Consider the following 25,522-nt stretch of genomic DNA (forward strand, 5'->3'; position numbering starts at 1 on the left):
GGCCCGGAAAAGAAGGGCTTAATGATGCGCATCAAATCCTCGAAAGCGGCCTTTTTCCTGGGCGTTTCGGTTCTCGCATTATCCGGTTGCATGGGTGGTTCGGGCCAGCAATTGCCGCCGGCTTCGTTCGTCAGCACGAACCAGGGGCCGGGCGAGGAGTATGTGATCGGCCCGCTCGATCAGCTCACGGTCTTCGTCTGGCGTAATCCCGAACTGGGCGCTGAAGTGCAGGTCCGGCCCGATGGCCGCATCACGACGCCGTTGATCGAAGACATGGTGGCCGTTGGGAAGACGCCGGCCATGCTGGCCGACGACATCTCCGTGATGCTCTCCCAATATATTACCGAGCCGCGGGTCTCCGTGATCGTCAACGAATTTTCGGGCACCTATGCCCAGCGCATCCGCGTCATTGGCGCCACGGAGGAGCCGGCCTCGATCCCGTACCGCGCGAACATGACGTTGCTTGACGCCATGATCGCAGTGGGTGGGCTGTCGGAATTCGCGGCGGGCAACCGGGCTCGCCTCGTGCGGCACGACCGCGCGACCGGCCAGCAGCAGGAATATGACCTGCGCATTTCGAGCCTGCTCCGGCGCGGCGACACGAGCGCGAATGTCGACCTGCAACCTGGCGACGTGATCATCATCCCCGAAAGCATGTTCTGATCGAACGCGCTCCGGCCATCCATTCGACAAAGGCGAAACGCACGGCATGAACGGAATTTACGAAGAGATCAGGATCGCGCTGCACGCGATTTGGCAACGCCGCTGGCTGGCGCTGGCGGTTGCCTGGGGTGTCGCGCTGGTCGGCTGGCTACTGGTCGCGCTGATCCCGAACAGCTACACATCGCAAGCGCGTATCTATGTGCAACCGGACACGGTGCTGACCAACGAGATCGGCGTATCCGACCGCGATCAGCGCGCGAATATCGAGCGCATCCGCCAGACTCTCGCGTCCACCGCCAATCTGGAACAAGTCGTCCGGCAGACGGATCTTGCGCAGCAGGCGACGACCGACGACCAGATCCGCAGCCTTGCAGGACAGCTGCGCGCAAATGTGGTCGTGGCGGCCCAGCAGGATCCGAACAGCTTCAGCCAGCCCGGTAACATGTTCGAGGTGAGCGCGACTTGGGAATCGCCGGGACTTGCGCAGCAGATCAACCAGAAACTGATCGACGTGTTCGTCGAGGAGAATCTCGCGGGCTCGCGCGCTGAAGCGACCCAGTCGGTCGAATTTCTGGATCGCCAGATCGCCGAACGCGAAGAACGTTTGCAGCAGCTCGAAGAGCGCCGTGCCAATTTCGAACGCGAGTTCAGCGGCGTTCTGCCCGGCACGGGTACGATTACCCAGCGTATGGAACAGGCGCGCTCCGAGCTCCGCAATATCGAGAATGATCTTGCCGCGGCGCAAAGCTCGCTGTCGACGATCCAGGCGCAGATGAATGCGACCTCACCGACCACGCGCGTGCCCGGCTTCGGCGGCGGGGCGGCGGTGGCGGGTCCTGCGACCGCGCGCCTCAATGCCCTGCAGTCGCAATTGGCCGACGCCCGCGGCCGGGGCTGGACCGATCAGCATCCTGACGTCATCGCCCTCGAATCGCAGATTGCGCGCGCCCGCGCGCAGGCCCGCAGCGAAGGCGGCGGAGGCCGCTCGGGCGGTGGTGCTACCGCGTCGAACCCGCTCTATACTTCGCTCAGCTCGATGCTGGCGGACCGGCAGGCGCAAGTCGCGGCGCTGACCGCGCGGCGCGACCAGATCCGCGCGGGACTCGAAGCGATCGAGAGCCAGCGCCGGACCAATCCGGGTTCGCTCGCGCAACAGCAGCAACTCGACCGCGACTATCTGGCTCTTCAGACGCAGTACAATCAGCTCGTAGCTGACCGCGAGCGTGTCCGCTTGCGCGGGGACGTCGTAACGGAAACCGACAGCAACACGTTCCGTGTGGTCGATCCGCCGAGCATGCCTGGTGCGCCGGCCGCGCCAAACCGGCCGCTCCTGCTGATCCTGGTCCTGATCGCGGCGATCACGACGGGACTCGGCGCAGCCTTCGCGCAAGCGCAGCTCACCACCACCTATCCGACCGCTCGCCGGCTCGGGAACGGCACCGGACTGCCCGTTCTTGGGGCGATCAGCGAGTTCGTGCGGCCTGCCGAAGCCGAAGCGCGCCGAAAGAGTTTCCGCAAGTTCGCGGCGGCGTCGATCGCGCTGTTCGGTGTTCTCGGACTGCTCATGGTGGCCGAATTCATTCAACGCGGCATGGCTGCGTAGCGGGGTTAGAAGATGAACAAGCACAGCTCCATACGCTCAAGCGGATCGCTGCTCGAACGGGCATCCCAAAAGTTCGATTTCGCCGGCGCATTGCGTGCGGCCGAGACCGAATTTGCCACCGAGCTTCCGGTGCATCAGGCACCGGCGAATGATGCGCCTGTAACGCCGCTGCGTCCGCAGCCGGTGAGCGAAACCGTTGCGATCGACCGCGTTGCCCTCGCTGAAGGCGGCTTCGCGCTGCCGGATCAGCGTCCCGACGCGCTCGCCGAAGAGTTCCGCATCGTGAAACGGCAATTGCTGCTGCGCGCGGCCGGCGAAGACGGCGTGGCGATCGAGAATGGCCGGATGATCCTCGTCTGCTCGGCCAAACCGGATGAGGGCAAGACCTTCTGTTCGGTCAATCTGGCGCTGTCGATGAGCCGCGAACCCGATCTCGATATCGTGCTTGCCGATGGTGATCTCAGCAACCCGGAGATCGGCGCCCTTATGGGCATAGAGGACGGGCCCGGGCTGATGGACGCCATCGCCGACCCGTCGATCGATATCGAATCCTGCCTGGTCCGCACCGACATTCCGAACCTTTCGGTGCTCCGGCCGGGCAAGCGCACCGATGACGCCACCGAGCTTCTGGCGGCACAGCGCACCGGTAACGTGTTCCGCCAGCTTCTGGCCAATAGCCCGACGCGCGTCGCGATCTTCGATTCGCCGCCTGCGCTCTCGGCATCGCCTGCCTCCGTGCTCGCCCTGCATGCGGGTCAGACGGTCATGGTGGTCAAGGCCGACACGACTACCGAAGAGGAACTGCGCGAGGCGCTCGGCCTGTTGAGCGGCTGCGATCACATCCAACTGCTGCTGAACAATACGACGTTCACGCCGAACGGCAAGCGGTTCAGCAATTACTACGGATACGGGGAATAGCTATGCGTATCCCAGCCAAAAACCGCATTTTTCCGGTGGCGATTGCCAGTGCCGCCGCCACGCTTGGCTTGGCATCGCCCGGCCATGCGCGTTCGGACATAGCGCCCTATGTCGAAGTGCAGCAGATCCTGGAGTTCGATCTCAGCGGCAACGATCCGTTCAACGACGATGTCGTTACCTATACGACCGTCGCGGCCGGCGTGGATGGCGTGGTGACGTCACGCCGCTTCGAAATCGGCGCCAGCTATCGCTATGAGCGCCGGATCGGATGGGACGACTCGATTGTTGACGACGATGTCCATAGCGGCGTCGTGCGGGCCCGTGCCAATGTCACGCGCGGCCTGAGCCTCGAGGCGGGCGCCCTGGCGGCGCGTACACGCACCGAAATCGGCGGTGACGGGCTCGGCTCGCTGGTCGGCGACAATGACAACAGCACGCAAGTCTATTCGGTATTCGGCGGACCGACACTGTCGACGCGCGCCGGACCGCTCGAATTCGGCGCCGGTTACCGGATCGGTTACACCCATGTCGAAGACAATTTCGCGGCCAATACCGATCCCAACCAGGCCCCGGTCGATTATGTCGATCACAGCACCTATCATCTGGCGACTGCGAGCGTCGGCATGCCGCCGGGCGAGACGCTCCCGTTCGGTTGGATCGTGTCGGGCGGCTATGAGCGCGAGGATGCGAGCCAGCTCGATCAGCGCTACGAGGCCTATTATGGCCGGGTCGACGTCACGGTTCCGGTGACGCCAACGCTCGCGCTGGTCGGCGGCGTCGGTTACGAGGATATCGAGATCAGCCAGCGCGACGTGCTGGTCGACGCCACCGGCAATCCGGTGCTCGACGGCAATGGACGCTTCCAGAGCGACCCCAACTCGCCGCGCCTGCTCGCCTATGACGTCGACGGGTTCATTTACGATGCCGGCATATTGTGGCGGCCCAATCCGCGGCTCGAGCTCTCGGCGCGTGTCGGGCATCGTTACGATACCACGATCTACAACGGCTATCTGACCTATCAGGCCAGCTCTTCGAGCACGCTGCAGGCGGCCGTGTATAACGAGATCAGCAGTTTCGGCCGCGGTACGACCAATACGCTGGCCGGCCTGCCGACCAGCTTCACCGTCGGCCGCAACGGCTTCGGCCAGTTCAACGGCTGCGTATTCGGCGAAGGCGCCAATGCGGGCGGCTGTTTCGACACCGGTTTTGCGTCGCTTAACTCGGCGAACTTCCGCAGCCGCGGTGGCAGCATAGTCTGGGCCGGCGGTCGGGGACCATGGAATTATGGCGTCGGCGCGGGGTACCAGAACCGCCGTTATCTGGCACCGACAACGGCCGCCAATTTCTCGCTCGACCGGGTGACGGACGAAGCCTTCTCGCTGCAGGCCAATCTCGGCCGCCAGTTGACGCCCAATTCGAGCCTCGACGGCAGCCTGTACGCGACCTGGTTCAACAGCGGCATTCCGGGCGAGAGCGATGTGTTCAGCACCGGCGGTTCAGCCACCTACAGCGTGGGTCTTTATAGCGGGCTCAGCGCGCAGGCGACGGCCGGGCTGTTCGCCAACGATATCGAGGGCGAGGAGACCGACTGGCTCGGTACGCTGCTCTTCGGTGTGAGATACGGGTTCTAGGGAGATACGCGAAAGCGTTCGAAGGAAAAGATATGTATAGCGAACATTACGGCCTGTCCGGCAACCCGTTCCAGCTGACGCCCGATCCGCGTTTCTGGTTCGAGAGCGATACGCACAAAAAGGCGATGGCCTATCTCGGCTATGGCCTGGCGCAGGGCGAGGGGTTCATCGTCATCACCGGCGATATCGGGGCGGGCAAGACCACGCTGGTCGGCCATCTGATGGCGACGATCGATACGTCGCGGCTGACCGCGGTGCAGGTCGTTTCGACCCAGGTCGAGGGCGACGACATGCTGCGGCTTGTTGCGCAGCAATTCGGCTTGCAGGCACATGGCTATGAAAAGGCCGCCGTGCTCGATCAGATCGAGCGGTTTCTCCACGAGCAGGCGCGTGCGGGCAAGCGTACGCTGCTCGTCGTCGACGAAGCGCAGAATCTCTCTGTTTCGGCGCTAGAAGAATTGCGCATGCTCTCTAACTTCCAGTCGGCGGGCCGCGCGCTGCTGCAGATATTCCTGCTCGGCCAGCCCGAATTCCGGGACCGGGTCCGCACGGCGCCTAATCTCGAGCAGCTGCGCCAGCGCGTGATCGCGACACATCATCTCGACCCGATGCACGAGAATGAGGTCGAACCCTACATCGTTCACCGGCTCGCCATTGCGGGCTGGGACGGCAATCCGCAGTTTACGCCAGATGCCTATGCCGCGCTTTATGCCGCGACGGATGGCGTGCCGCGCCGGCTCAACACGCTGATGGCGCGCATCATGCTGTTCGGTGCGGTCGAAGAGCTTACCGTAATCGATGGCGAAGCCGTCCGGGCGGTCCTGGACGACATGGCCGGCGACGAGCGCGAGCTTTCCGAGCAAGCCGCATCAGAAACACAGGTCACTGAACCCACTCCGATTGTGGCTCCGGCGCTCCAAGACGTCACGGACGAGGCCGAAGAAGAAGAGCCCGAAGACGTAGCGGACGCTGACGTCTATGCATCGCTCGCGGCCATCGGTTCGCAAGAGCCGCAGTCCGGCGAAGAGAGCACCGAACCTGCTCCGGTCGAGCCGGTTGCTGAACCTGCGGTGCCCGCTCCGGTCCATTCGGTCGATACAGGCGAAGACGCCGACGATCGCGAAGCGCGCCTCGCCGCGCTCGAGGATCGCATCGAGGAACAGGAAGCGGCGCTGCGCCGGGTCTTGACGCTGCTCATCCAATGGGTGGAGGAAGACGAAGAACAGCGCAGTTTCGGCGTCGTCAGCGGCGACGCGGCCTAACCCTCGCGAGGAGGACATGACCCGCCATGCGCAATGCGCTTTCGGTCGATATCGAAGACTGGTTTCAGGTCGGCGCGTTCGAGACCGTTATCGCGCGCGATGACTGGGACGCGCTCCCGCATCGCGTGGAGCGCAACAGCGATGCCGTGCTTGCGCTGTTCGAACGGGCAGGGGTTAAAGGCACGTTCTTCACGCTGGGTTGGGTGGCAGAACGTTATCCCGCGCTGATCCGCCGGATAGCCGACGCCGGACATGAAATCGCCAGCCATGGCTGGGACCATCGCCGCGTTTTCACGATGCAGCCGGAAGAATTCCGCGCCGACCTAAAACGGGCGCGCGCCGCGCTCGAAGTGGCCGCCGGGCAGAAGATAACCGGCTATCGCGCGCCGAGTTTCTCGATCGATGCACGAACGCCCTGGGCGCATGAGATTCTCGCCGAAGAAGGCTATCGCTATTCGTCCAGCGTCGCACCCGTGGTTCACGACCACTATGGCTGGCCCGAAGCGCCGCGCTTCGCCTTTGAGCCGCTCTCCGATTCTGATCTGATCGAACTGCCGGTGACGACCGCGCGGTTTGGCGGGCGGACAATAGCGGCCGGTGGCGGCGGTTTTTTCCGGCTGTTGCCCTATCGTTTCTCGCACTGGGCGATCGGTCAGGTGAACGGGCAGGACCGGCGCCCGGCCGTGTTCTATTTTCATCCATGGGAGATCGACCCCGATCAGCCGCGCGTGGAAAACGCGCCGATCCGCTCGAAGGTCCGGCATTACAGCCGTCTGTCGGCAATGGAGGGCAAGCTCGAAAAGCTGCTCGGCGATTTCGCATGGGGAAGGGTGGATCAGGTCGCCGAAGCGCAGAAGGCGGCAATCCAATGAACGCGCCCATGTCCCTCCACAAACTCAGCGTGCGCGCTGCCGATCTGAACGATGCCGACGAATGCAGCCGCATCGAAGCCTATGTCCGCGACACCGAGGGCGGCACGCCCTTTCACCTGCCGCAATGGCTGAAGGCAGTCGAGGAGGGGTGCGGACAGAAAGCGCATATGCTGCTCGGGGAGCGCGCCGGGACGTTGCGCGGTGTCCTGCCGTTGACGGAGATGCATTCGCCCTTGTTCGGGCGCGCGCTGGTATCGAGCGGATTCGCCGTGGGCGGCGGTGCGCTCGTGTCCAACCCTGCGAACGCCAACGCCATGGTCGAAGCGGCATGGCAATTGGCCCAGCGTTTGAGCTGTCCCGAAGTCGAGCTGCGCGGCGGCGCTTTGCCGAAGGGCTGGGCCCGGCGCGAAGGCGTTTATGCCGGCTTCTCCAAGGAACTCGCGGAGGACGAAGAGGCACAGCTCCAGGCGATACCCCGCAAGCTCCGCGCCGAAATCCGCAAGGGCCTGAAAAACGATCTCGAAATTACGGCCGGCACCTCGGAGCGCGATCGGGCCGATCACTATACGGTCTATGCGACCAGCGTCCGCAATCTGGGTACGCCGGTTTTCCCGCGCAGCCTGTTCGACGCGATGCTCGATCGTTTCGGCGACGGGGCCGATATCCTGACGGCGCGGCACAAAGGGAAAGCCGTCGCATCGGTGCTCAGCTTCTATTTTGGCGGTACCGTCATGCCGTTCTGGGGTGGGGGGTTGTTCGAGGCGCGGGACCTGCGTGCCAATGACGTTCTCTACTATGCACTGATGAACCATGCGCGCGAGCGCGCATGCACGCGCTTCGATTTCGGCCGCTCGAAGATTCGCACGGGGCCATACAACCACAAGAAGAATTGGGGGTTTAAGCCTGAACCGCTCGTTTATGCGGGCAAGGTGGCCGACGGCGCCGCTCCGCGCGAGATGAACCCGAACAGCCCGAAATACCGGCTCCAGGTCGCGCTCTGGCAGCGACTGCCGCTGCCGATCGCCAACCGCATTGGCCCCTGGATCGCCAAGGGATTGGGCTGATGGGCGATATTCTCTTCCTCGCCCATCGCATTCCCTATCCGCCGAACCGCGGCGACAAGATCCGGTCCTTTAACATCCTCAGGCATCTCGCCACGCTCAGCACAGTGCATCTCGCGACCTTTGCCGATGACGATGCGGATATGGGCCATGCCGATGCGCTGCGTCCGATGCTCGGATCGCTGCATATTGGAAAACGTACCGTTTCGACGCCTGTTGGCGCGGCGAAAGCCGTACTGACCGGAAAGCCGGTGTCGCTGACCATGTTCGACAGCCCGGCGATCCGGCGCTTTGTGCGCGAAACGCTGGACGCGCGGACGATCGATGCCGTCTTCGTCTTTTCCGGGCAGATGGCGCAGTTCGTGCCGGAGCTGCCAGCGGATACGCGCTACGTCGTCGATTTCTGCGATGTCGATTCGGCGAAATTCGCCGCCTACGCGGACAGTTCCCGAGGTCTCGTGCGCTATATGCACAATCGAGAAGCCCGGTTGCTGTCTGCTTTCGAACAGCAAGTCGCGCGTCGTGCTCACCATAGCCTGTTCGTCAGTGCGGCTGAAGCCGCGCTATTTCGTGAGGATGCCGCGATCGACGCCGATCGCGTCCGTGTTCTAGAAAACGGCATCGATTGCGGGTTCTTCGATCCCGACGCGGATTTCGCAACGGTCGACAAACCGGACGGCAGTCTGATCATTTTCACCGGTCAGATGGACTATCGGCCGAATATCGAGGCGGTGCGGAGCTTCGCCGACGATGTGTTCCCAGCCATTCGCGCCAAAAAACCGGACACTCAATTCGCCATCGTCGGCCGCAATCCGACACCCGAGGTCAAGGTACTGGCGGATCGGGACGGCGTCATCGTAACGGGCAGTGTGGAGGATATTCGCAGCTGGCTCGCTGCCGCGGATGTCGTCGTCGCGCCACTCCGTACGGCGCGAGGGATACAGAACAAGGTGCTCGAAGCGATGGCCATGGCGCGCCCGGTCGTCGCGTCGGCACTGGCGTTCGAGGGTATAGACGCCCGGCCCGGCGAACATCTGCTGGTTGCGGACAGCCCGGCGCGGGAAGCGCGCCAAGTGCTGGAATTGCTCTCCGACCCGTCTCGTGCCGAAACCATGGGACAGGCGGCGCGCCGCCATATGCTCCACCGTTATGTTTGGGCCGAGACGCTCGCGCCGATCGGGGCGCTGATCGGCATGGCGGAATCTTCGCAACACGATGCCGTAGCAGCGCTGGTGGACTGAGATGACCGCGAGCCGCGCCATTGGGTATCCGGCCCTTTCGAAAGGCGTCGCCGACGCATGGCGCGTGCATCTTGCCGTGCTCGCAGCGGTCTTCGCTGCGCTCGGCATCCTGTTCCGCGCCGATATCGCGGATATGATCACCGTCTGGTGGACCAGTGAAACCTTCAACCACTGCTTTCTGATCCTGCCGATCATTGGCTGGCTGGTCTGGCAGCGCCGCGCGGAACTGGTGCAGCTCCAGCCATCCATCTGGACGCCCGGCCTTGCCGTCGTTGCAATCGGCGCAGGGGGCTGGCTGATCGCCGAAGCCGCGAGCGTTGGGGTCGGCCGTCATCTTGGCGTTGTCGTTATGCTGCAGGGCAGTGTGATCACCATCCTCGGACGGGCCGTGACCCAGGGCCTCCTGTTTCCGCTCGGCTATGCCCTGTTTCTCGTGCCGTTTGGACAAGAGTTCGTGCCAGCTCTACAGGCGATTACCGCGGATCTGAGCATGATCCTGCTCGGCCTTTTCAGCATTCCCGCCCATATCGAGGGGGTCTTTATCACGACGCCCTTCGGCTATTTCGAAGTGGCCGAGGCCTGTTCGGGCGTGAAGTTCCTGATTGCGATGGCGGCGCTGGGTGCACTGGCGGCCAATCTCTGTTTCCGGACCTGGCCGAAGCGCGTGGCGTTCATGGCGGTCTGCCTTGTCGTGCCGATCGTGGCCAACGGCATCCGGGCCTTCGGGACCATCTATCTCGCGCGCGTCTATGGCATCGAGTTTGCCGAAAGCGCCGACCATGTCGTTTATGGCTGGTTCTTCTTCGCTTTCGTGATCGCGGTCGTATTTGCGATTGGCTGGAAATTCTTCGATCGGGATCTGGACGATCCAGCCTTCGATCCTGCTGACATTCGTATCGGCCGTGCGCAGACAACCAGCAATGCCGCTATTGCTGGCATCGCTTCTCTCGTGCTGGGCATTGCCGCGGCGCCGATGCTCTGGCTTGCCGCGACCGACGCTGCCAGCGCCGATGCGCCATCCATGCGCTTGCCCGTCATCCAAGGGTGGGAGCGTACAGACGCTGCCATGCGCTATCCGTGGCAAGCCACCTATTTGGGTGCAGACCGGATAGTCGAGGGCCGGTATCGGAACGCGGAGGGCCAGACCGTCGATATCGCCATCGGCTATTTCGCGAGCCAGAGCGGCGGTCGCGATGTTGTCGGGCGCGGCCAGGGCGGGTTGCCGCCCGAGACCGAATGGTCACGGATCGAGGACCTGCCGGCCCCGGAATGGACCCGCGCCTATCGGATAATCGCGCCAGGCCCGGTCTCGCGGATCATATTCGAATATCAATGGATCGGCGGCGAGCGGATATCGGGAACCCGGCAGGCCAAGCTCGAGACGTTGCGGGCGCGGCTATTCGGCGGCGATCAGCGCGCCATCGGCGTCACCATTTCGGCAGAGGGCGATAACGCGCGCGCCGCGATGGAGGCCTTTCTCGCCGATGCCGGCGGCATCGAAAGCCTGGTTGACCGGGCGGTCCGCTTGGCCGACTGAGCCGCCATGTGCGGTATAGCAGGCATTTTTCATCTTGAGACGGCCAAACCGGTCGATGAAACGCGTGTGCGGGCGATGGCCGACAGCATGGCGCATCGCGGGCCGGACGACGCTGGTGTGTGGACGGCGCAGGGCGTCGGATTCGGGCACCGCCGTCTCGCGGTCATCGATCTCGAAGATGGCGCGCAGCCCATGGCGACGCCCGACGGCAAGCTCGTCACCGTTTTCAACGGGATGATCTACAATTATCGCGAATTACGCGCCGATCTGCTGGCGCTCGGCCACGAGTTCCAAACCAATTGCGATACCGAGGTCATTCTCCATGCCTGGCGGCGATGGGGCCCGCTCTGCATCGAGCGGTTCCAGGGCATGTTCGCCTTCGCGCTATACGACGAAGAGGCCAAAACGCTGTTCCTCGGCCGCGACAGGCTCGGCATCAAGCCGCTCTACTATGCCGAAGTATCGGACGGCAGCCTGATCTTCGCTTCCGAGCTGAAAGGCCTGTTGGCGCATCCGCTGCTGCGCCGGCGGCCCAGCGAGACGGCCGTCGAAGATTTCATGGCGCTGGGCTATGTGCCGGACGATGCGTGTTTCGTGGCGGGCGTGAAGAAGCTCCCGCCCGGCCATTATCTGATGACGCGGCGCGGCCTGCCGCTCGCTGAGCCGCGCCGCTATTGGGACGTCCAATTCTCGCCGCAGCGCCGCAAGGCAGAAGCGGCCCAAGACGAACTCGTCGCGCATATGACCGAGTCCGTGGGCAGCCGCCTGATCGCCGATGTGCCGCTCGGCGCCTTCCTCTCCGGCGGGGTCGACAGCTCGTCAGTCGTCGCATTGATGGCAGAACAGAGCCGGTCGGCCGTCGAAACCTGTTCGATCGGTTTCGACGAGGCGGAGTATGACGAAACCGACTATGCGGACCGCGTTGCCGCCCGGTTCGCGACCAATCACCGCAAGCGCACCGTGGCTGCGGACGATTTCGCGCTCATCGATACGCTCGTCGACGCATTCGACGAGCCGTTTGCCGATGCAAGCGCCATTCCGACGTATCGGGTGTGCGAACTCGCACGTGAAAAGGTGACGGTAGCGCTGTCGGGCGATGGGGCAGACGAAATTTTCGCCGGATATCGGCGGCACGTTTTTCACGCGGGCGAGGAGCGGGCGCGCAAACTTCTCCCGCACGCCATACGCCGCCCGGTTTTCGGCGGCCTGGGTGCGGCCTATCCGAAACTCGACTGGGCGCCGCGTTTCCTGCGCGCCAAATCGACATTTCAGGGGCTCGGCATGTCTAGCGGCGAAGCCTATGCGGCCTCCGTCGGCGTTACCGGACCTGCCCTGCGCAGGGCGCTCTACAGCGACAAGATGACAACCGCGCTGCAGGGGCATCGTGCCGAGGACCGCTATGTTCGCACGATGGAGAATGCGCCGGTCGAGGACGGCCTTGCCGCTGCGCAATATGCCGATCTCAAAATCTGGCTGCCCGGCGATATCCTGACAAAGGTCGACCGGATGAGCATGGCCGTGAGCCTGGAGGCGCGCGAACCGCTGCTCGATCACCGCCTCGTTGAATTTGCAGCCACGCTGCCGCTCAAGCAGCGCGTGCGCGGCGGAACGGGAAAATGGCTGCTGAAGCAGGCGATGCGACGCTATCTGCCCGAGGATATTCTCTACCGGCAGAAAATGGGCTTTGTGACGCCGATCAGCGCCTGGTTCCGCGGCGCGCTGGCGAACGAGGCGGACGCACTCGTCAGCAGCACGGCGCTCGCGGAGACGGAATGGTTCGACCGGCAGGCGATCAAGCGGATCGTGACCGCGCATCGCAGCGGCAAGGAGGAGCATGGCAGGACGATCTGGCAGCTGATGATGCTGGACCGATCGCTGCGCCGGGTGTTCGCGATCGGGCGTTAGTCGGGATAGTCAGCACCGACGAAGTAAAGCCCGTCCGGCGGCGCGTTGAGGCCGAGCCGGTTGCGGTCCGCAGCCTCCAGCGCGTCTTTGAGATCGTCCGCCGACCAGCGGCTCATACCGACCAGCGCGAGACAGCCGACCATGGACCGGACCTGATGGTGCAGGAAGGAGCGGGCCGAAGCGGTGATAGCTACGACATCGCCCTCACGCTGCACGGCAAGTGACGAGAGCGTCTTTACCGGACTTTCCGACTGGCAGTGCGCAGACCGAAATGTCGTGAAATCATGTTTGCCGACAAGCAGTTGCGCCGCCTCGTGCATCGCCACTTCGCCCAGCGGCTGCGGAATACGCCAAGCACGGCCCTGCTCAAGCGCGAGCGGGGCGCGGCGATTGACGATGCGGTATAGATAGCGCCGGCCGATACAATCGAACCGCGCATGCCATTCGTCGTCGACTTCAGCGCAATCGAGGATCGCAATTGCTTCGCCGCGCAGTTTCGCGTTGATCGCCTCGCCAAGCCGAAACGCATCGATATCCTTGGCGATATCGACGTGCGCGGCCATGGCCAGAGCATGCACGCCGGAGTCCGTCCGCCCCGCTCCATAGACGAGCACCTCCTCCCCGGTGATTGCCTGACAGGCTTCTTCGATCGCCTGCTGGACGCTCGGCCCATGCGGTTGCCGCTGCCAACCCATATAGGGTGCACCGTCATATTCGATCGTGAGCCGGAACCGGGTCATTCGAGTTTCGTGCCGGCCGGAATCGGGTAGCCACGCAGCAGTTCCGCCGTATCCATCGCCCCCTTTCCAGCCCGCTGGATACGGGTCGGGCGGATGGCGCCTTTGCCGCAAGCGATGGTCAGCGCATCGTCGAGCACCGCGCCGGTATCGCCGGATCGGCCCGAAATCTCGGCGGCAAGGACTTTGAACCGTTCGCCATCATGTTCGAAAAACGCGCCCGGCACCGGATTGAAGGCGCGGACGGCACGCTCCACCTGCTCGGCGGTTTGCGAGAAATCAAGCCTGGCTTCGGCCTTGTCGATCTTCTCCGCATAGGTCGCATCGGCTTCGTTCTGCGGGGTCGCCTCCAGCCCATCGAGTGCGTCCAGCGTATCGCAGATCAGCGACGCGCCGATTTCCGCCAACTCGGCCGTCAGCTCTCCGGCGCTCTTGTGATCGGCGAGCGTCGCCGCGTGGGTCAGCATCGGTCCTGTATCCAGGCCGCGTTCCATCTGCATGATCGTGATCCCGGTCGCCGGATCGCCGGCGAGGATCGCACGCTGGACGGGCGCAGCGCCCCGCCAGCGCGGAAGGAGCGAAGCATGGATATTGAGACAGCCATGTTTCGGTGCATCGAGAATGGCCTGATTAAGGATCAGGCCATAGGCGGCCACAACCGCGACATCGGCGTTGAGCGCCGCAAATGCCGTTTTTTCTTCATCCGGTTTGAGACTGGCGGGCGTCCGGACTTCCAACCCAAGCTCATCGGCGGCTTCATGCACCGCGGACTTGCGCGGTTTCTTGCCCCGGCCCGCCGGGCGCGGCGGCTGACTGTAGACTGCGACGATATCGTGCCCCGCATCGGCCAGCGCGCGCAGCGCCGGCACCGCGAAATCGGGCGTGCCCATGAAAATGATCCGCATGCCGATGCTTCAACCGCTTGGCAAAGGGGAGTGCAACCCCCTAACTGCATCGCATGGCATCCGCGGAGATCGAACAGCTGACCAACGCGCTCGCCCGGCTTCCCGGGCTGGGGCCGCGGTCTGCCCGGCGTGCGGTGCTCCATCTGCTGAAGAAACGCGAGGCCTCGCTGACACCCTTGCTGCGTGCGCTGGAAACGGTCGCGGACAAGCTCGCCACATGCAGCATATGCGGCAATGTCGATACCAGCGACCCGTGCGGCATCTGCACGGACGCGAAGCGGGATACGCGCTCGCTCTGCGTTGTCGAAGAAGTGGCGGACCTCTGGGCGCTCGATCGCTCCCGCCTGTTTCCCGGGCGGTTTCACGTGCTCGGCGGACGATTGTCCGCGCTGGACGGCGTGCGGCCCGAAGACCTGCATATCGACAAACTAATCGCGCGCGTCTCCGGTGGGGAGATCGACGAGGTCGTGCTGGCGATGAACGCGACGCTCGAAGGCCAGACGACCGCACATTATCTGGCCGAGCGCCTCGAATCGCATCCGGTCCGCATCACGCAGCTTGCCCATGGCCTGCCGGTCGGCGGCGAACTCGACTATCTCGACGAGGGGACGCTGGCGCAGGCGCTCAGAGCGCGGCGGCCGGTCGCTTGAAAGACAGCCATCTACGGCCTAAATCTCCGTAATGGCCATTCTACCGATTGTCGAAGTTCCGGACCCGCGTCTGAAAACCGTTTCCACGCCCGTGGAGCACGTGACGGACGAGACGCGCAAGCTGATCGCAGACATGTTTGAAACGATGTACGACGCGCCCGGCATCGGGCTCGCGGCGATCCAGGTGGGCGTGCCGAAGCGCATTCTCGTCATCGATCTGCAGGAGCCCGCACCGCACGATCACGAGGACGGCGAGGAATGCGATCACGACCATGGCGTGATCAACGACCCGCGCGTTTTCATCAATCCCGAAATCCTTGAGACTTCGGACGATCTGCGGACCTATGAAGAGGGCTGCCTGTCGATCCCCGATCAGTTCGCCGATGTCGACCGGCCCGACTGGTGCGTCGTGCGCTGGCTCGACGAAAATGGCGAGCAGCATGAGGAACGGCTCGAAGGCCTGCTCGCGACCTGCCTACAGCACGAGATGGACCATCTCGAAGGCATCGTCTTCATCGACCATCTCTCGCGCATGAAGCGCAACATGGTACTCAAAAAGCTCGAAAAGGCGCGGCGGCTGAAGGCTGCATAGGCATTAGGGCGGCTAACTTTTGACGCTGTAGCGGGACGATCCCCTTCTAACTTGACATAGTTTACGCAAAGACTGTTCAAATTAGGGCAGTTATTCTACCCTATATGGCATCGGTGCGATCGCGGCGGAGTCAGCCAGACATCCTCCAACACTGCAAGTAACCCGCTTTAGAGGTTTTCGAGCGCCGTCTGGCAATCGGTGGCGCATTCACGACACATTTCGGCGCAGCGGCGGCAGTGATCGTTGTCGTGCTTGCCGCATTCTTCGGCGCAGGCCTCGCAGTAATCGGCACACAGCTCCAGGAGTTTGCGCAGCAGCCGCTCATTGTCGCCCGTTCGCCTCGTGGCGATCTTGAACGTCGCATCACACATATCCGCGCAGTCCGAACACATCCGGATGCACTGGCGCATATCCCCGTCTTCAGCAGAGCAGGCGTCGGCACAACTGTTGCAGATTGCGGCGCAGAACATCGCATGCCGGATCGCCGTCGCAAGCGGTTCGTTCAGATGACCGGCGACATCGGGATGGGACTTGATCATTTCGGCAATCGACATGGCTCTCTCTCCTTGAAGCGGGTGTGTTCTTGTCTTCGCCAACGGGAGGGCGCAGCGATAGTTCCGCTAGCGTGGATTATTCGGTTGCCGCGGCGCCGAATGCGACTTAAGTTCTCTCTTCGTTCTCATCAGGAAAGCGCATGGACCCGCTGATCATCTCGCTTATTGTCATCGCGGCGCTCGTTACAGGTGCGGTGCTTGGCTGGGTCGCGAGTGGCCGTAGTGCGGCGCCCCTGCGTGAGGAAAATGCCCGCCTGCGCATGGAAGGCGAAGCGGTTGCGAAAGACTTGCGGACCGCGTTGGATGGCGTCCGTGATGAGCGCGACGCCGCGCAGCGGGAACTGGCCGGGCTCAAGGCCTCGGCCGAAGAGCGGGATCGTGCGTTCGAGGCCCGGCTGACCGAGCTGCGTGAAGCCAAGGAGGCACTGACGGCGCAATTCAGCGAAGTCGGCGCGAAGATGCTGAGCGAAGCGCAGAAACAGTTTCTCGAACGCGCCGATGCGCGCTTTCATCAGGCGGGTGAGAAGAATGAGGAGCGGCTCAAGCAGTTGTTGAGCCCGGTCGGCGAGCGCCTGAAAGCGTATGAGGAACAGGTCGGCAAGATCGAGAAGGACCGGACCGAGGCCTACGGTACGCTTACCGGGCTGATCGACCAGATGCGCGCCGGTCAGGAGCGGGTGCAGACCGAAGCGGCGCGGCTCGTCAATTCGCTTCGCAATGCGCCCAAGGCACGCGGGCGTTGGGGCGAGCAGCAATTGCGCAACGTGCTCGAAAGCGCCGGGCTCGCCGAGCATACCGATTTTCACACCGAGGTCAGCATTGAGGGCGAAGAGGGACGGCTGCGGCCCGATGCGATTGTGCGCGTGCCCGGCGGCCGTTCACTGGTGATCGACGCGAAGGTTTCGCTCAACGACTATCAGGACGCGTTTAACGCGGACGAGGAAGAGGCGCGCGAAATCGCGTTGGCCCGGCACTGCACGTCAATGAAGACCCATATCGAAGGCCTGTCGCGAAAGGCTTATTGGGATCAGTTCGCCGACGCACCCGACTATGTGATCATGTTCGTGCCCGGCGAGCATTTCCTGACGGCGGCGCTGGAACACGAACCATCGCTCTGGGACCATGCGTTCGACAAGAAAGTGCTGCTCGCCACGCCGACCAACCTGATCGCGATCGCGCGAACCGTCGCGGCCGTCTGGCGGCAGGAGGGGCTGGCGCAGGAAGCGAAGCAGATCGGTCAGCTCGGCAAGGAAATGTACGATCGGCTCGCGGTGGCCGCCGGGCATATGCGCACGGTCGGCAGCGGCCTCACTACGGCGGTTAACAATTACAACAAGTTCGTCGGCAGTTTCGAACGCAATGTGCTGTCGACCGGGCGGCGCTTCGCCGAACTCAATATCGAGACGGGCAAGAACGAGATCGGTGAACTGCCGCCGATCGAAGCATCGGCCCGCGAGCCCAGTGCCGCCGCGCTGCCGCAGTCGGATAACGACGAAGAAGCGCCGGACGCCGCCGAATAAGCCTCAGGCGTCTCCGCCGCACCCCTGAACGGGCGGGCTGCCGCGTTCGGTGATCGTAACGATGGCGGGGTAGGGGGCTCCGCTCATCGAGTCGGTGCAAGGCTCGTCGAGTATCTCGACGAGGATGGAATCATTCTCGTAGCGCCGTCCGCCGTCAAACTCTTCCATCTCCGGTGTCCGGGCCGTCACGCGCCGTTCGCCATAATCGGCTTCGTAGACGATGACGTCGTCATAGATGCGCAGGAACCAGCCCGGCTCCTGCCCGACGCCGGTAAAGATCGGTTCGGCTTCCGGCGTCGCCTCTTCGGCGGCGACCTCCGGCGTTTCCGCCGCGTCGGTTTCAGCCGGTTCTTCGCAGGCGGAAAGCGGGATCGCTGCGAAAGCGATGGCGGCGATCAGTGCGCGCCGGGCCATCAGTAAACTGTATCTTCGTAGACGGGTTCGCCACCCGCATAGGTCGTCGCGCAGGCCGCCAGCGAGAGCAGCAGCGCCAGTCCTAGAATGCGCATCGCTAATCCTTTCTCCGTCGTTCGAGATTGAGCCTGATACCATTTTCCGAGCGCAGGGTCAGCCGGGCAATGGGCTTCGGCACATGGCCGTCCACCGGCGTCACCGTCCAGTCGCGCATGATCGTTGCCAGCACGATCACCGCTTCCTGCAGCGCGAAGGCGGCGCCAAGGCACACCCGCGGTCCCTTGGAAAACGGAAAATAGGCCTTTTGCTCGGATTCCCGGGTCTCCGCGCGGCTGAACCGGTCGGGATCGAAAGTGTCGGGATCGTCCCAATGCTCGGTATGGCGGTGTTCGAGCAATGGGGACACGAAGAGGATCGCACCAGGCAGGATATGCTTGCCGCGCATCTCCTGCTCTTCGGTTGCATCGCGCGGGATGAAGGCGACGGGCGGATAGAGGCGTAACGTCTCGCGGAACACATCGCGCGTGAAGGGCAGGCGGCGCATCTTCTCGAATTCGAGCGGGCCGTCGGCGAACGCGGCGTCCGCTTCCGCCTGCAACCGTTCCTGCACGTCGGGGCATTGCGCGATCAGGTAGAGCGCCCAGGCCAGCCCCGAGGCCGAGGTTTCGTGCCCGGCGAGAAACATGATACCGATCTGGTCTACCAGTTCGCGCTCGTCGAACCGTTTGCCGGTTTCCGGATCCTCGGCGCGGATGAAGCTCGCCAGCATATCGCGCTCTGGCACGTCTTCGCCGCGCGCGATCGCGGCAAGCCGCTCGCGGACCGGCGCATGCAACAGCTCGCGGATCGTCGCCGCCGAGCGCCGAGCGCGCAGCCTGCCCAGCGACAGCCATTGCGGCACGCCCGCGAGAGTCCAGACGCCGTGTTGCCAGGCGAGATGCTGAAACCGCTCGAAATTCTCGAAGATGATCTCGGCCTCTTCACGGGTGAAGGGGCGCGAATAGATGGTGCGGAAGATGACGTCGGCGGTCACGTGCGTCATCTCCAGGTCGATCGGCGTGTCGGCGCCCGCCGCACCGGCCGCGAACCGCTCGGCCATCGCGTCAACCGCCTCGCGCATCAGCGGAAAGATCGCCTTGATCCGTGTCGCCTCGAAGGCTGGATCCATCATGCGGCGCTGCTGCTTCCACAGATTCCCGTTCGACACGAAGATGCTTTCGCCGAGCAGCAGTTCGAGCATCGTCGCCATCAGGTCGGACTTGGGATAGCGGTCGACATCGCCGAGGAGTATGTCCTGCACGAGATCGGGCTGGTTGACGAAATACATGGTCCGGCGCGGCAGGCGCACCTCGCCGAGCTTCATCGAATAGCTGTTCGCGTAGAGCGGCGCAGTCGAGGAATGAAAGCTCTTGATGAAACGCGCGAGCGGACCGAGCTTTTTCGGATTGCCAGCGGGTTTGGGGGGAACGAATGTTGGCATCGAAATTTCCAATATCCGTTAGTCCTGAGCTTGTCGAAGGGCGTTTATCGGTAGGAGAGACGGGCTTCGACAGGCTCAGCCCTAACGGTTCTAGCGCAAACTCTTCGCTTTGCCGCGCCGCAACCGTGTGAAGTCCCGCACGGACGGCCGATGCGCGAAACGTTCAGCGAGCGTCTGCGGCCCCGCCGTGATCGCAAAATAGTCGTAATCTGCGGGCTTCGCGGTCGCCATGATGTACTGGAAATGCAGCCGCATCCAGTTGCGCGAGCTCTTTTCGAATTCTGCGGCGGGCATGATTTCGTGGAATTTCGCATTGAGCAGCTTGGGATTGGCGCGCTCGCTATTGCGGTCGCCAATGGCGGTGTAGGGATCGACGAGCGCGAAACAGGCACCGTCGGGCGGAGCCGAAATATCGATCCAGTCGACGCCATCGCTTTCAGCCACTGCAGAGATCTCGTTGCGCATCGCCTGCGCTTCGGGGAGCCAGGCCAGCCACATGATAGTTTGACCCAAGGTTAGCAGCGACAGGGTCGGGGCCTCATCCGGCATATCGTCGAGCGCGCGGGCGACGACGGCAATTGCCAGCGCGGCGCCGTAGCTGTGCCCGACCACGAGTATTTCGTCGACGCCACCCCGATTAAGCCGCTCGCGGAGTAACGCACCGAACTCGTCGCGGCGACGATCGAGCGCACGCGTCCGGCTCTGTTCCTCGCGTTCGTGAAAACTCAGTATGCGACCAACCCAGGTCAGATTGAACTTTTGCTCGAGACGATAGGCCAGCCACAACAGGCCGAACCCTAAGGCGAGGCCGCCGATCAAGCCAACTATTCCGACCGCCAGATAACCGGCAATACTCAGCCCGATCCCAAGTAGCAGAAGAAGCAAAATAAGTAGGGCCGGCATCGTTGCCGTGACGCCGGCTGGCCAACTCCACTGAAAGGTTTTCGCGAATACACCGGAGCGGAGCGCTCGCCAGGAGGCCGTCAGCGTCACCCAAGCGAGTTTCGCCGGTTGCTTGACCCAGAATTGCCGGACGATGTCGTCCCATTCGCAATAGAGATATTCGGTTTCGGTGGCGTCCGCGCCGATCTGCGACCGCACATCCCATCGTATCAGATGGTCGGCAATCCGCTCCCGCTTCCCCACGTCGATGTCGTAACCGGATACCGCTGCCTGTCTCTCCGCCTCGGCGCGGTAGAGCTGGTGGTAATAGCGGACGCCGCGCGGGTCGAAACCGCTGAGATACAGAACGAGGCGGCGGCGAACCTTGCTCATCGCCGGAACTGGTTCAGCACTTCATAGGCCATGACGGCGGTCGAGACGGCCGCGTTCAGGCTGTCCGCCTTGCCGCGCATCGGAATTTTGACTAGCAGGTCGCACGCCGCCGCATAATCCGGCGGAAGCCCGGCGGACTCGTTGCCCGTAAGAATGAAGGCCGGAGCCGCATAGTCCGGTGCCTGATAGTCAAGCTCGGTGTCGAGGCTCGTTCCGATCAGTTGCCCATCGCCGCCTTTCAGCCAAGCGAGAAAGTCTTCCCACCGCGCCATTGCCAGCGACTCCGTGAATATCGCCCCCATCGACGCGCGCACCGCTTCCACGGAGAAGGGGTCGGCGCAATCGTCGATCAGGATCAACCCGCCGGCACCGACGGCGTCGCCGGTCCGCAGCATGGTCCCCAGATTACCCGGATCGCGCAGTGCCTGTGCGACGAGCCAGATCGGCGCCACCGTGCGGTCCAGCGCTTCGAGCGCTGTCGGCAGTTCGCGATAGACGCCGACGACCGCCTGCGGATTATCCTTGCCGGAAAGCTTGGAAAGGATGGCACGGGTCGTGACGATCGCCTCGCCGCCCGCGGCCTCGGTTGCGGCCACAAGGGACTCGGTGCGCGGATGCGGTGACCCATCGTCTGCGAAGAATATCTGCACCGGCAGATGCCCGGCCTCTTGGGCCTCTGTCAGAATCCGCAGCCCTTCTGCCAGAAACAGGCCCTCGCTGCGGCGATGTTTCTTGTCGCGCAGGGCTCTGGCCCGCTTGATCAGCGGATTGGAGAATGCCGTAATTTCGCGGGGCAGGGGTCAATCCTCCCCGAACTTGGACTCAACCAGTTCCGCAAGCTTCGCAACGGCCGCGTCGGCCCCGTCGCCTTCTCCGGCAATCGTTATCGTATCGCCCATCGCCGCACCCAGCATCATCAGGTCGAGAATGGACGAGCCGGCGACGGTCTGTCCGTCGCGCGAAACCTCGATATCGGCGTCCATCTCGCTGACCAGCGTTACGAACTTGCTGCTCGCCCGGGCGTGCAGGCCGCGCTGATTGGCAATAGTGACCGTCCGTTCGACCCGGCTCAAGCGGCTTGCCCCAATATTTCGGACGCGACGGAGATATATTTCTTGCCCGCTTCCCGGGCGGCAGCGATTGCGTCGGTTACGCTCATCGACTGCCGCGCGCTTGCCAGGCGTATCAGCATCGGGAGGTTCATCCCGGCAATCACTTCGACTTCCTCCGGGCGCATGAGCGAGATCGACAGATTGGACGGCGTGCCGCCGAACAGATCGGTCAGAACTATGACGCCATTACCGGTATCGACGGCTTCGACCGCCTTCGCGATATCCGCGCGGCGTTCCTCCATATCGTCGTCCGGCCCGATGCATATCGCCTCGATAAGGTCCTGCGTCCCCACCACATGTTCCATCGCGACGACGAATTCGCGCGCAAGATTGCCATGCGTCACTAGAACCAACCCGATCATTCACTCACCTGCAGTGCCATTTTCACCGGCGCCCACGCGCTCGACGGAATCGAGCGACGGGAAGGCCAAATCGCGGTGGGAGACCGTGGGGGAAAATCCGGCTTCACGCAACCGTTCGCCGACGCGCTCGGCGACATGGACGGACCGGTGTCTACCACCGGTACAGCCGAATCCGACGGTAACGTAGGATTTCCCCTCCGCCTGATATCGCGGCAGCAGCATCACGACCAACTCCTCGATACGCTGCAATGCTTCGTCATAGGCCGGGTCCTCTGCGATATAGTCGCCGACTTGCGGATCTAGCCCGGTGTGCGCGCGCAACTGTTCGTCCCAGTGCGGATTGCGGAGAAACCGCATATCGAACAGCAGGTCCGCGTTGCGCAATATTCCCCGGGCGAATCCGAAGGAGATGACGGTCACGACGAGCTCCTCAAGGGCCTCCGAGCCGAAGCGCGCGCGGATATCCTTCTGCAAGTCGTTGGTGGAACTGTCCGTAGTATCGACAAGATGTTCGGCCCAACGGCGCAGCGGCGTCATGAGTTCGCGTTCGAGCGCGATGCCGTGCGCGGCGGGGCGGTCGAGCGCCAAGGGGTGTCGCCGGCGGGTTTCCGAAAATCGCCGCTCAAGCTCGCTTTCCGTGCAATCGAGAAAAAGCGTTTCGATATCGAGTGCGCTCGCGGCGTTCAGGCTCTTGACGCGCTCGACAATCGCATTGGCATCGAAACCACGTGTGCGACTGTCAATGCCGATCGCGATCGAGCGTTCGGTCTTGGTCGGATCGAGCGGTTCGCTCGTTTCGAAGAGCTTTTCGAACAGGCTGAGCGGGAGGTTGTCGACCGTCTCCCAGCCCATATCTTCCAATCTGCGCAAGGCGGTCGACTTGCCGGCGCCGGACATGCCGGTGACCAGCAGAACGCGGCGATCGGAGGGAGCAAGATCGGTCATGCCTGGGCCATCGGCAACAATATAGTGAACCGCGCGCCACTTGCCGAATCCTCGCGGTTCTGTGCGGTTATCTCGCCGTCATGCCCGTCAACGATTGCGCGCGCGATCGCCAGACCCAGGCCGGAATGTTTGCCGAACTCCTCCTCGGTGGGGCGGAGGCTATGGAATCGGCGGAATATCTCCTCGGTCTGACCCTCCGGTATGCCTGGCCCTTCGTCCTCGACCGTGATGAAAACATGTTCGCCATCGGCGGTCGCGCCGAGCCGCACGGTGCCGTTCGCTGGAGAGAAGGAAACCGCATTGTCGAGCAGGTTTTCGAGCACGCGCGCCAATTGCGATCCATCGCCCATCACGATCGCGCTGCCGCTGCGCGGGCGTCCGAACGCGATCCGCACACCATCGTTTACCCCGCGCTCGTCTCGCGACGCGACGATCGAACCGATGAGATCGCCGATATCGACCCTTTCGAAGCTCGCTCGCGAAAGCTCTGCATCGATCCGCGAGGCGTTCGAAATATCGGTGATCAGCCTGTCGAGCCTTCGCACATCGTCTTGCACGACGTCGAGCAACTGCTTCTGGAGTTCGGGATCCTCGACCTTTCTGAGACTGTCGACAGCAGAGCTCAGCGACGCGAGCGGGTTCTTGAGCTCGTGGGCGACGTCAGCAGCGAGAGCCTCGGTGGCATCGATGCGCTGGCGAAGGGCCTGGCTCATATCGGACAATGTGCGGGCGAGCAGGCCGATTTCGTCGCGCCGATCTGGTAGCCTCGGCAACACGACCTCGCGCGCCCTGCCGAGCCGGACACGGCGGGCCGCGAGCGATAGGCGCCGCAATGGCCGGACGATCGTGCGCGCTAGAAACAGCGACAGCAGGATCGAAACCAGCGCGGCCGCCAAGACGATGATGCCGAGCCGCAGCCTTTCCGCGCGCACATCGCGGCGGATGTCGCGCGCATTGGCGGTCACCAATACGGTTTCGTTCACGCCGTCGAGCGGCATGGCGACGGACACCATCGGTGTGCGATCCGGTGCGAGTGCGAGTTCGGTCACCGCGCCGTCGGCATCGTCGATGTCGCGCGCGAACTCCCACGCGGCCAATTCGTCGACTTCCGGCTCCGCAAAATCGGGGAGGGGATCCGCGTTCACCACCGTCTCGATGCCTTGGTCCATCCATCGCGCAACGCTGCCTTGCCAAGTTTCGTTGGCGATATCGCGGTTCACATAGGTCGGTTCGGAAACGGCCCAGCTGTCCAGCGCGAGCTCGCCATCTGCACCGTAGATACGGATCCGATGCCCGCTCGTTGCGCCGAGCGCAGCGACGACGCCGTCCCGCGCGCCTGCCGGCGTGCGGTCGATAACGCTCGCGATCAGCTCGGCCTGCGTTTCCGTTTGCCGGGTGCGTTCCTCGAGCAGCCGCACGCGATAATTGTCGAGCCAGAAAAAGCTGCCCGCGAGCAGCGCGACGGCGAATATGTTGACGGCGAGAATCCGGCTGGTCAGCGACCAGCGGGCGGACCATGTCAGGTCAAGATCGGTATCGGTTGCCACTATTCCTCGGCGAAGCGATAGCCGACCCCATAAAGTGTTTCGATGGCGTCGAACTTTTCATCGACCTGGCGGAACTTGCGCCGCAGCCGCTTGATATGGCTGTCGATCGTACGGTCGTCGACATAGACATCGTCGGTATAGGCTGCATCCATAAGCTGGTCGCGCGATTTGACGATACCGGGGCGTTGCGCAAGCGATTCGAGTATCATGAATTCGGTTACCGTCAGCGTCACATTCTCCCCGGCCCAGCTTACGCGGTGCCGCGCGGGGTCCATTTCGAGGCGGCCACGGACGATGCGCTCGGCTATGGTCTCTTCATCGCCATTATTCTCGGCATTCTGCGCGGATAGCTCGCTGCGCCTCAATATGGCTCGGATACGCGCGATCAGTAGGCGCTGCGAGAACGGTTTAGAGATATAATCGTCGGCGCCCATGGCGAGGCCAAGCGCCTCGTCGAGTTCGTCATCCTTTGATGTAAGGAATATGACCGGGATCGCGCTTTTTTCGCGCAAACGGCGCAAAAGCTCCATCCCGTCCATCTGCGGCATCTTGATGTCCAGCACCGCGAGATCGGGCGGATTTTCGATCAGCGCCTTGAGCGCTGTCTCGCCATCCGAATAGATACGGGTCGTGAAGCCTTCCGATTGAAGAGCGATCGATACCGAGGTCAAAATATTCTTGTCGTCGTCGACAAGCGCGATCGTGGCAGTCATCCAGTCACCAATCCCTAGGCGTT

25 protein-coding genes are annotated in these 25,522 nt (G+C 63.2%); 13 read left to right on the forward strand and 12 right to left on the reverse strand.

Translation table 11 applies throughout. From position 1 onward, the window contains the following. Positions 1 to 21: 21 nt before the first annotated feature. From ACTS1Z_RS12690 to ACTS1Z_RS12735, 10 genes are read left to right on the forward strand one after another with little or no spacing between them, the layout of a single operon-like run. Positions 22 to 663, forward strand: a complete 642-nt coding sequence (locus tag ACTS1Z_RS12690; RefSeq protein WP_442624834.1) for an XrtA/PEP-CTERM system exopolysaccharide export protein — start codon at positions 22 to 24, stop codon at positions 661 to 663. Positions 664 to 709: 46 nt separating this feature from the next. Continuing rightward, positions 710 to 2,266, forward strand: coding sequence for an XrtA system polysaccharide chain length determinant (locus tag ACTS1Z_RS12695; RefSeq protein ID WP_442624835.1), 1,557 nt, complete (start codon positions 710 to 712; stop codon positions 2,264 to 2,266). 12 nt (positions 2,267 to 2,278) lie between these two features. Continuing rightward, positions 2,279 to 3,184: an AAA family ATPase gene (locus ACTS1Z_RS12700; protein ID WP_442624836.1), complete on the forward strand. Its 906-nt coding sequence runs from the start codon at positions 2,279 to 2,281 to the stop codon at positions 3,182 to 3,184. Positions 3,185 to 3,186: 2 nt separating this feature from the next. Continuing rightward, the gene (locus ACTS1Z_RS12705; RefSeq protein WP_442624837.1) at positions 3,187 to 4,815 is read left to right on the forward strand and encodes a hypothetical protein; all 1,629 of its coding nucleotides are present in this window, start codon (positions 3,187 to 3,189) and stop codon (positions 4,813 to 4,815) included. 32 nt (positions 4,816 to 4,847) lie between these two features. Next, positions 4,848 to 6,077 (forward strand): XrtA/PEP-CTERM system-associated ATPase, encoded by a 1,230-nt coding sequence (locus tag ACTS1Z_RS12710; protein WP_442624838.1) that lies wholly within the window; start codon positions 4,848 to 4,850, stop codon positions 6,075 to 6,077. Between the two features lie 26 nt (positions 6,078 to 6,103). Further along, positions 6,104 to 6,949 carry an XrtA system polysaccharide deacetylase gene (locus ACTS1Z_RS12715; RefSeq protein WP_442624839.1) on the forward strand — a complete coding sequence of 282 codons (846 nt, stop codon included), beginning with the start codon at positions 6,104 to 6,106 and terminating at the stop codon, positions 6,947 to 6,949. 8 nt (positions 6,950 to 6,957) lie between these two features. After that, positions 6,958 to 8,013, forward strand: coding sequence for a FemAB family XrtA/PEP-CTERM system-associated protein (locus ACTS1Z_RS12720; RefSeq protein ID WP_442624840.1), 1,056 nt, complete (start codon positions 6,958 to 6,960; stop codon positions 8,011 to 8,013). Further along, a complete protein-coding gene (locus tag ACTS1Z_RS12725; protein WP_442624928.1) occupies positions 8,010 to 9,251 on the forward strand; it encodes a TIGR03087 family PEP-CTERM/XrtA system glycosyltransferase in 1,242 nt (413 codons plus the stop codon). The genes ACTS1Z_RS12720 and ACTS1Z_RS12725 overlap by 4 nt, the downstream gene beginning before the upstream one ends. Before the next feature lies 1 nt (position 9,252). Then, positions 9,253 to 10,788 (forward strand): exosortase A, encoded by a 1,536-nt coding sequence (xrtA, locus tag ACTS1Z_RS12730; protein WP_442624841.1) that lies wholly within the window; start codon positions 9,253 to 9,255, stop codon positions 10,786 to 10,788. Positions 10,789 to 10,794: 6 nt separating this feature from the next. After that, on the forward strand, positions 10,795 to 12,693 hold the full coding sequence (locus ACTS1Z_RS12735) for an XrtA/PEP-CTERM system amidotransferase (protein WP_442624842.1): 1,899 nt from the start codon (positions 10,795 to 10,797) through the stop codon (positions 12,691 to 12,693). Here the strand turns inward: ACTS1Z_RS12735 and truA are convergent. Both truA and fmt read right to left on the reverse strand, forming a co-directional pair. Further along, positions 12,690 to 13,433, reverse strand: coding sequence for a tRNA pseudouridine(38-40) synthase TruA (gene truA / locus ACTS1Z_RS12740; protein ID WP_442624843.1), 744 nt, complete (start codon positions 13,431 to 13,433; stop codon positions 12,690 to 12,692). The two genes, ACTS1Z_RS12735 and truA, sit on opposite strands and share 4 nt — an antisense overlap. Then, positions 13,430 to 14,335, reverse strand: a complete 906-nt coding sequence (gene fmt, locus ACTS1Z_RS12745; RefSeq protein WP_442624844.1) for a methionyl-tRNA formyltransferase — start codon at positions 14,333 to 14,335, stop codon at positions 13,430 to 13,432. The genes truA and fmt overlap by 4 nt, the downstream gene beginning before the upstream one ends. 53 nt (positions 14,336 to 14,388) lie before the next feature. Between fmt and recR the strand changes: the two genes are divergently transcribed. Continuing rightward, entirely contained in the window at positions 14,389 to 14,985 is a 597-nt protein-coding gene (gene recR, locus ACTS1Z_RS12750; protein WP_442624845.1) for a recombination mediator RecR, read from the forward strand. Positions 14,986 to 15,016: 31 nt separating this feature from the next. After that, positions 15,017 to 15,577, forward strand: coding sequence for a peptide deformylase (def, locus tag ACTS1Z_RS12755; RefSeq protein ID WP_442624846.1), 561 nt, complete (start codon positions 15,017 to 15,019; stop codon positions 15,575 to 15,577). Positions 15,578 to 15,744: 167 nt separating this feature from the next. On the opposite strand, the gene ACTS1Z_RS12760 is transcribed toward def, so the two are convergent. Next, positions 15,745 to 16,131, reverse strand: coding sequence for a four-helix bundle copper-binding protein (locus tag ACTS1Z_RS12760; RefSeq protein WP_442624847.1), 387 nt, complete (start codon positions 16,129 to 16,131; stop codon positions 15,745 to 15,747). A 140-nt stretch (positions 16,132 to 16,271) separates the two neighbouring features. On the opposite strand from ACTS1Z_RS12760, the gene ACTS1Z_RS12765 reads away from it, so the two are divergent. Then, positions 16,272 to 17,651 (forward strand): DNA recombination protein RmuC, encoded by a 1,380-nt coding sequence (locus tag ACTS1Z_RS12765; protein ID WP_442624848.1) that lies wholly within the window; start codon positions 16,272 to 16,274, stop codon positions 17,649 to 17,651. Between the two features lie 3 nt (positions 17,652 to 17,654). Here the strand turns inward: ACTS1Z_RS12765 and ACTS1Z_RS12770 are convergent, their stop codons facing one another. From ACTS1Z_RS12770 to ACTS1Z_RS12810, 9 genes are all read right to left on the reverse strand, one after another. Beyond that, a complete protein-coding gene (locus ACTS1Z_RS12770) occupies positions 17,655 to 18,065 on the reverse strand; it encodes a hypothetical protein (RefSeq protein ID WP_442624849.1) in 411 nt (136 codons plus the stop codon). Between the two features lie 97 nt (positions 18,066 to 18,162). Further along, positions 18,163 to 19,545: a cytochrome P450 gene (locus tag ACTS1Z_RS12775; RefSeq protein WP_442624850.1), complete on the reverse strand. Its 1,383-nt coding sequence runs from the start codon at positions 19,543 to 19,545 to the stop codon at positions 18,163 to 18,165. 90 nt (positions 19,546 to 19,635) lie between these two features. Continuing rightward, complete coding sequence (locus tag ACTS1Z_RS12780) at positions 19,636 to 20,820, reverse strand: hypothetical protein (RefSeq protein WP_442624851.1); 1,185 nt, start codon at positions 20,818 to 20,820, stop codon at positions 19,636 to 19,638. Continuing rightward, positions 20,817 to 21,617: a TrmH family RNA methyltransferase gene (locus ACTS1Z_RS12785; protein WP_442624929.1), complete on the reverse strand. Its 801-nt coding sequence runs from the start codon at positions 21,615 to 21,617 to the stop codon at positions 20,817 to 20,819. The genes ACTS1Z_RS12780 and ACTS1Z_RS12785 overlap by 4 nt, the downstream gene beginning before the upstream one ends. A gap of 3 nt (positions 21,618 to 21,620) precedes the next feature. Next, positions 21,621 to 21,893 carry an HPr family phosphocarrier protein gene (locus ACTS1Z_RS12790; RefSeq protein WP_442624852.1) on the reverse strand — a complete coding sequence of 91 codons (273 nt, stop codon included), beginning with the start codon at positions 21,891 to 21,893 and terminating at the stop codon, positions 21,621 to 21,623. Then, positions 21,890 to 22,294, reverse strand: coding sequence for a PTS sugar transporter subunit IIA (locus ACTS1Z_RS12795; RefSeq protein WP_442624853.1), 405 nt, complete (start codon positions 22,292 to 22,294; stop codon positions 21,890 to 21,892). Before ACTS1Z_RS12795 ends, ACTS1Z_RS12790 begins: the two co-directional genes overlap by 4 nt. After that, the gene (gene rapZ, locus ACTS1Z_RS12800) at positions 22,295 to 23,239 is read right to left on the reverse strand and encodes an RNase adapter RapZ (protein ID WP_442624854.1); all 945 of its coding nucleotides are present in this window, start codon (positions 23,237 to 23,239) and stop codon (positions 22,295 to 22,297) included. It abuts the gene before it with no gap. Further along, complete coding sequence (locus tag ACTS1Z_RS12805; protein ID WP_442624855.1) at positions 23,236 to 24,786, reverse strand: ATP-binding protein; 1,551 nt, start codon at positions 24,784 to 24,786, stop codon at positions 23,236 to 23,238. The genes rapZ and ACTS1Z_RS12805 overlap by 4 nt, the downstream gene beginning before the upstream one ends. Next, positions 24,786 to 25,499: a response regulator transcription factor gene (locus tag ACTS1Z_RS12810; protein WP_442624856.1), complete on the reverse strand. Its 714-nt coding sequence runs from the start codon at positions 25,497 to 25,499 to the stop codon at positions 24,786 to 24,788. Before ACTS1Z_RS12810 ends, ACTS1Z_RS12805 begins: the two co-directional genes overlap by 1 nt. Positions 25,500 to 25,522 lie beyond the last annotated feature (23 nt).

It is taken from the genome of Parasphingopyxis sp. (genome assembly GCF_052168295.1).
Lineage (GTDB): Bacteria > Pseudomonadota > Alphaproteobacteria > Sphingomonadales > Sphingomonadaceae > Parasphingopyxis.

Excerpts from the sequence above, each read along its gene's own strand:
- ACTS1Z_RS12720 (WP_442624840.1), top strand. The coding sequence starts at position 6,958 with ATGTCCCTCCACAAACTCAGCGTGCGCGCTGCCGATCTGAACGATGCC.
- ACTS1Z_RS12770 (WP_442624849.1), bottom strand. The coding sequence starts at position 18,065 with ATGGCCCGGCGCGCACTGATCGCCGCCATCGCTTTCGCAGCGATCCCG.
- ACTS1Z_RS12780 (WP_442624851.1), bottom strand. The coding sequence starts at position 20,820 with ATGAGCAAGGTTCGCCGCCGCCTCGTTCTGTATCTCAGCGGTTTCGAC.
- ACTS1Z_RS12765 (WP_442624848.1), top strand. The coding sequence starts at position 16,272 with ATGGACCCGCTGATCATCTCGCTTATTGTCATCGCGGCGCTCGTTACA.
- ACTS1Z_RS12715 (WP_442624839.1), top strand. The coding sequence starts at position 6,104 with ATGCGCAATGCGCTTTCGGTCGATATCGAAGACTGGTTTCAGGTCGGC.
- fmt (WP_442624844.1), bottom strand. The coding sequence starts at position 14,335 with ATGCGGATCATTTTCATGGGCACGCCCGATTTCGCGGTGCCGGCGCTG.
- ACTS1Z_RS12760 (WP_442624847.1), bottom strand. The coding sequence starts at position 16,131 with ATGTCGATTGCCGAAATGATCAAGTCCCATCCCGATGTCGCCGGTCAT.
- ACTS1Z_RS12795 (WP_442624853.1), bottom strand. The coding sequence starts at position 22,294 with ATGATCGGGTTGGTTCTAGTGACGCATGGCAATCTTGCGCGCGAATTC.
- ACTS1Z_RS12810 (WP_442624856.1), bottom strand. The coding sequence starts at position 25,499 with ATGACTGCCACGATCGCGCTTGTCGACGACGACAAGAATATTTTGACC.
- def (WP_442624846.1), top strand. The coding sequence starts at position 15,017 with ATGGCCATTCTACCGATTGTCGAAGTTCCGGACCCGCGTCTGAAAACC.
- ACTS1Z_RS12710 (WP_442624838.1), top strand. The coding sequence starts at position 4,848 with ATGTATAGCGAACATTACGGCCTGTCCGGCAACCCGTTCCAGCTGACG.
- ACTS1Z_RS12775 (WP_442624850.1), bottom strand. The coding sequence starts at position 19,545 with ATGCCAACATTCGTTCCCCCCAAACCCGCTGGCAATCCGAAAAAGCTC.
- truA (WP_442624843.1), bottom strand. The coding sequence starts at position 13,433 with ATGACCCGGTTCCGGCTCACGATCGAATATGACGGTGCACCCTATATG.
- ACTS1Z_RS12705 (WP_442624837.1), top strand. The coding sequence starts at position 3,187 with ATGCGTATCCCAGCCAAAAACCGCATTTTTCCGGTGGCGATTGCCAGT.
- xrtA (WP_442624841.1), top strand. The coding sequence starts at position 9,253 with ATGACCGCGAGCCGCGCCATTGGGTATCCGGCCCTTTCGAAAGGCGTC.
- ACTS1Z_RS12735 (WP_442624842.1), top strand. The coding sequence starts at position 10,795 with ATGTGCGGTATAGCAGGCATTTTTCATCTTGAGACGGCCAAACCGGTC.
- ACTS1Z_RS12690 (WP_442624834.1), top strand. The coding sequence starts at position 22 with ATGATGCGCATCAAATCCTCGAAAGCGGCCTTTTTCCTGGGCGTTTCG.
- ACTS1Z_RS12695 (WP_442624835.1), top strand. The coding sequence starts at position 710 with ATGAACGGAATTTACGAAGAGATCAGGATCGCGCTGCACGCGATTTGG.
- rapZ (WP_442624854.1), bottom strand. The coding sequence starts at position 23,239 with ATGACCGATCTTGCTCCCTCCGATCGCCGCGTTCTGCTGGTCACCGGC.
- recR (WP_442624845.1), top strand. The coding sequence starts at position 14,389 with ATGGCATCCGCGGAGATCGAACAGCTGACCAACGCGCTCGCCCGGCTT.
- ACTS1Z_RS12700 (WP_442624836.1), top strand. The coding sequence starts at position 2,279 with ATGAACAAGCACAGCTCCATACGCTCAAGCGGATCGCTGCTCGAACGG.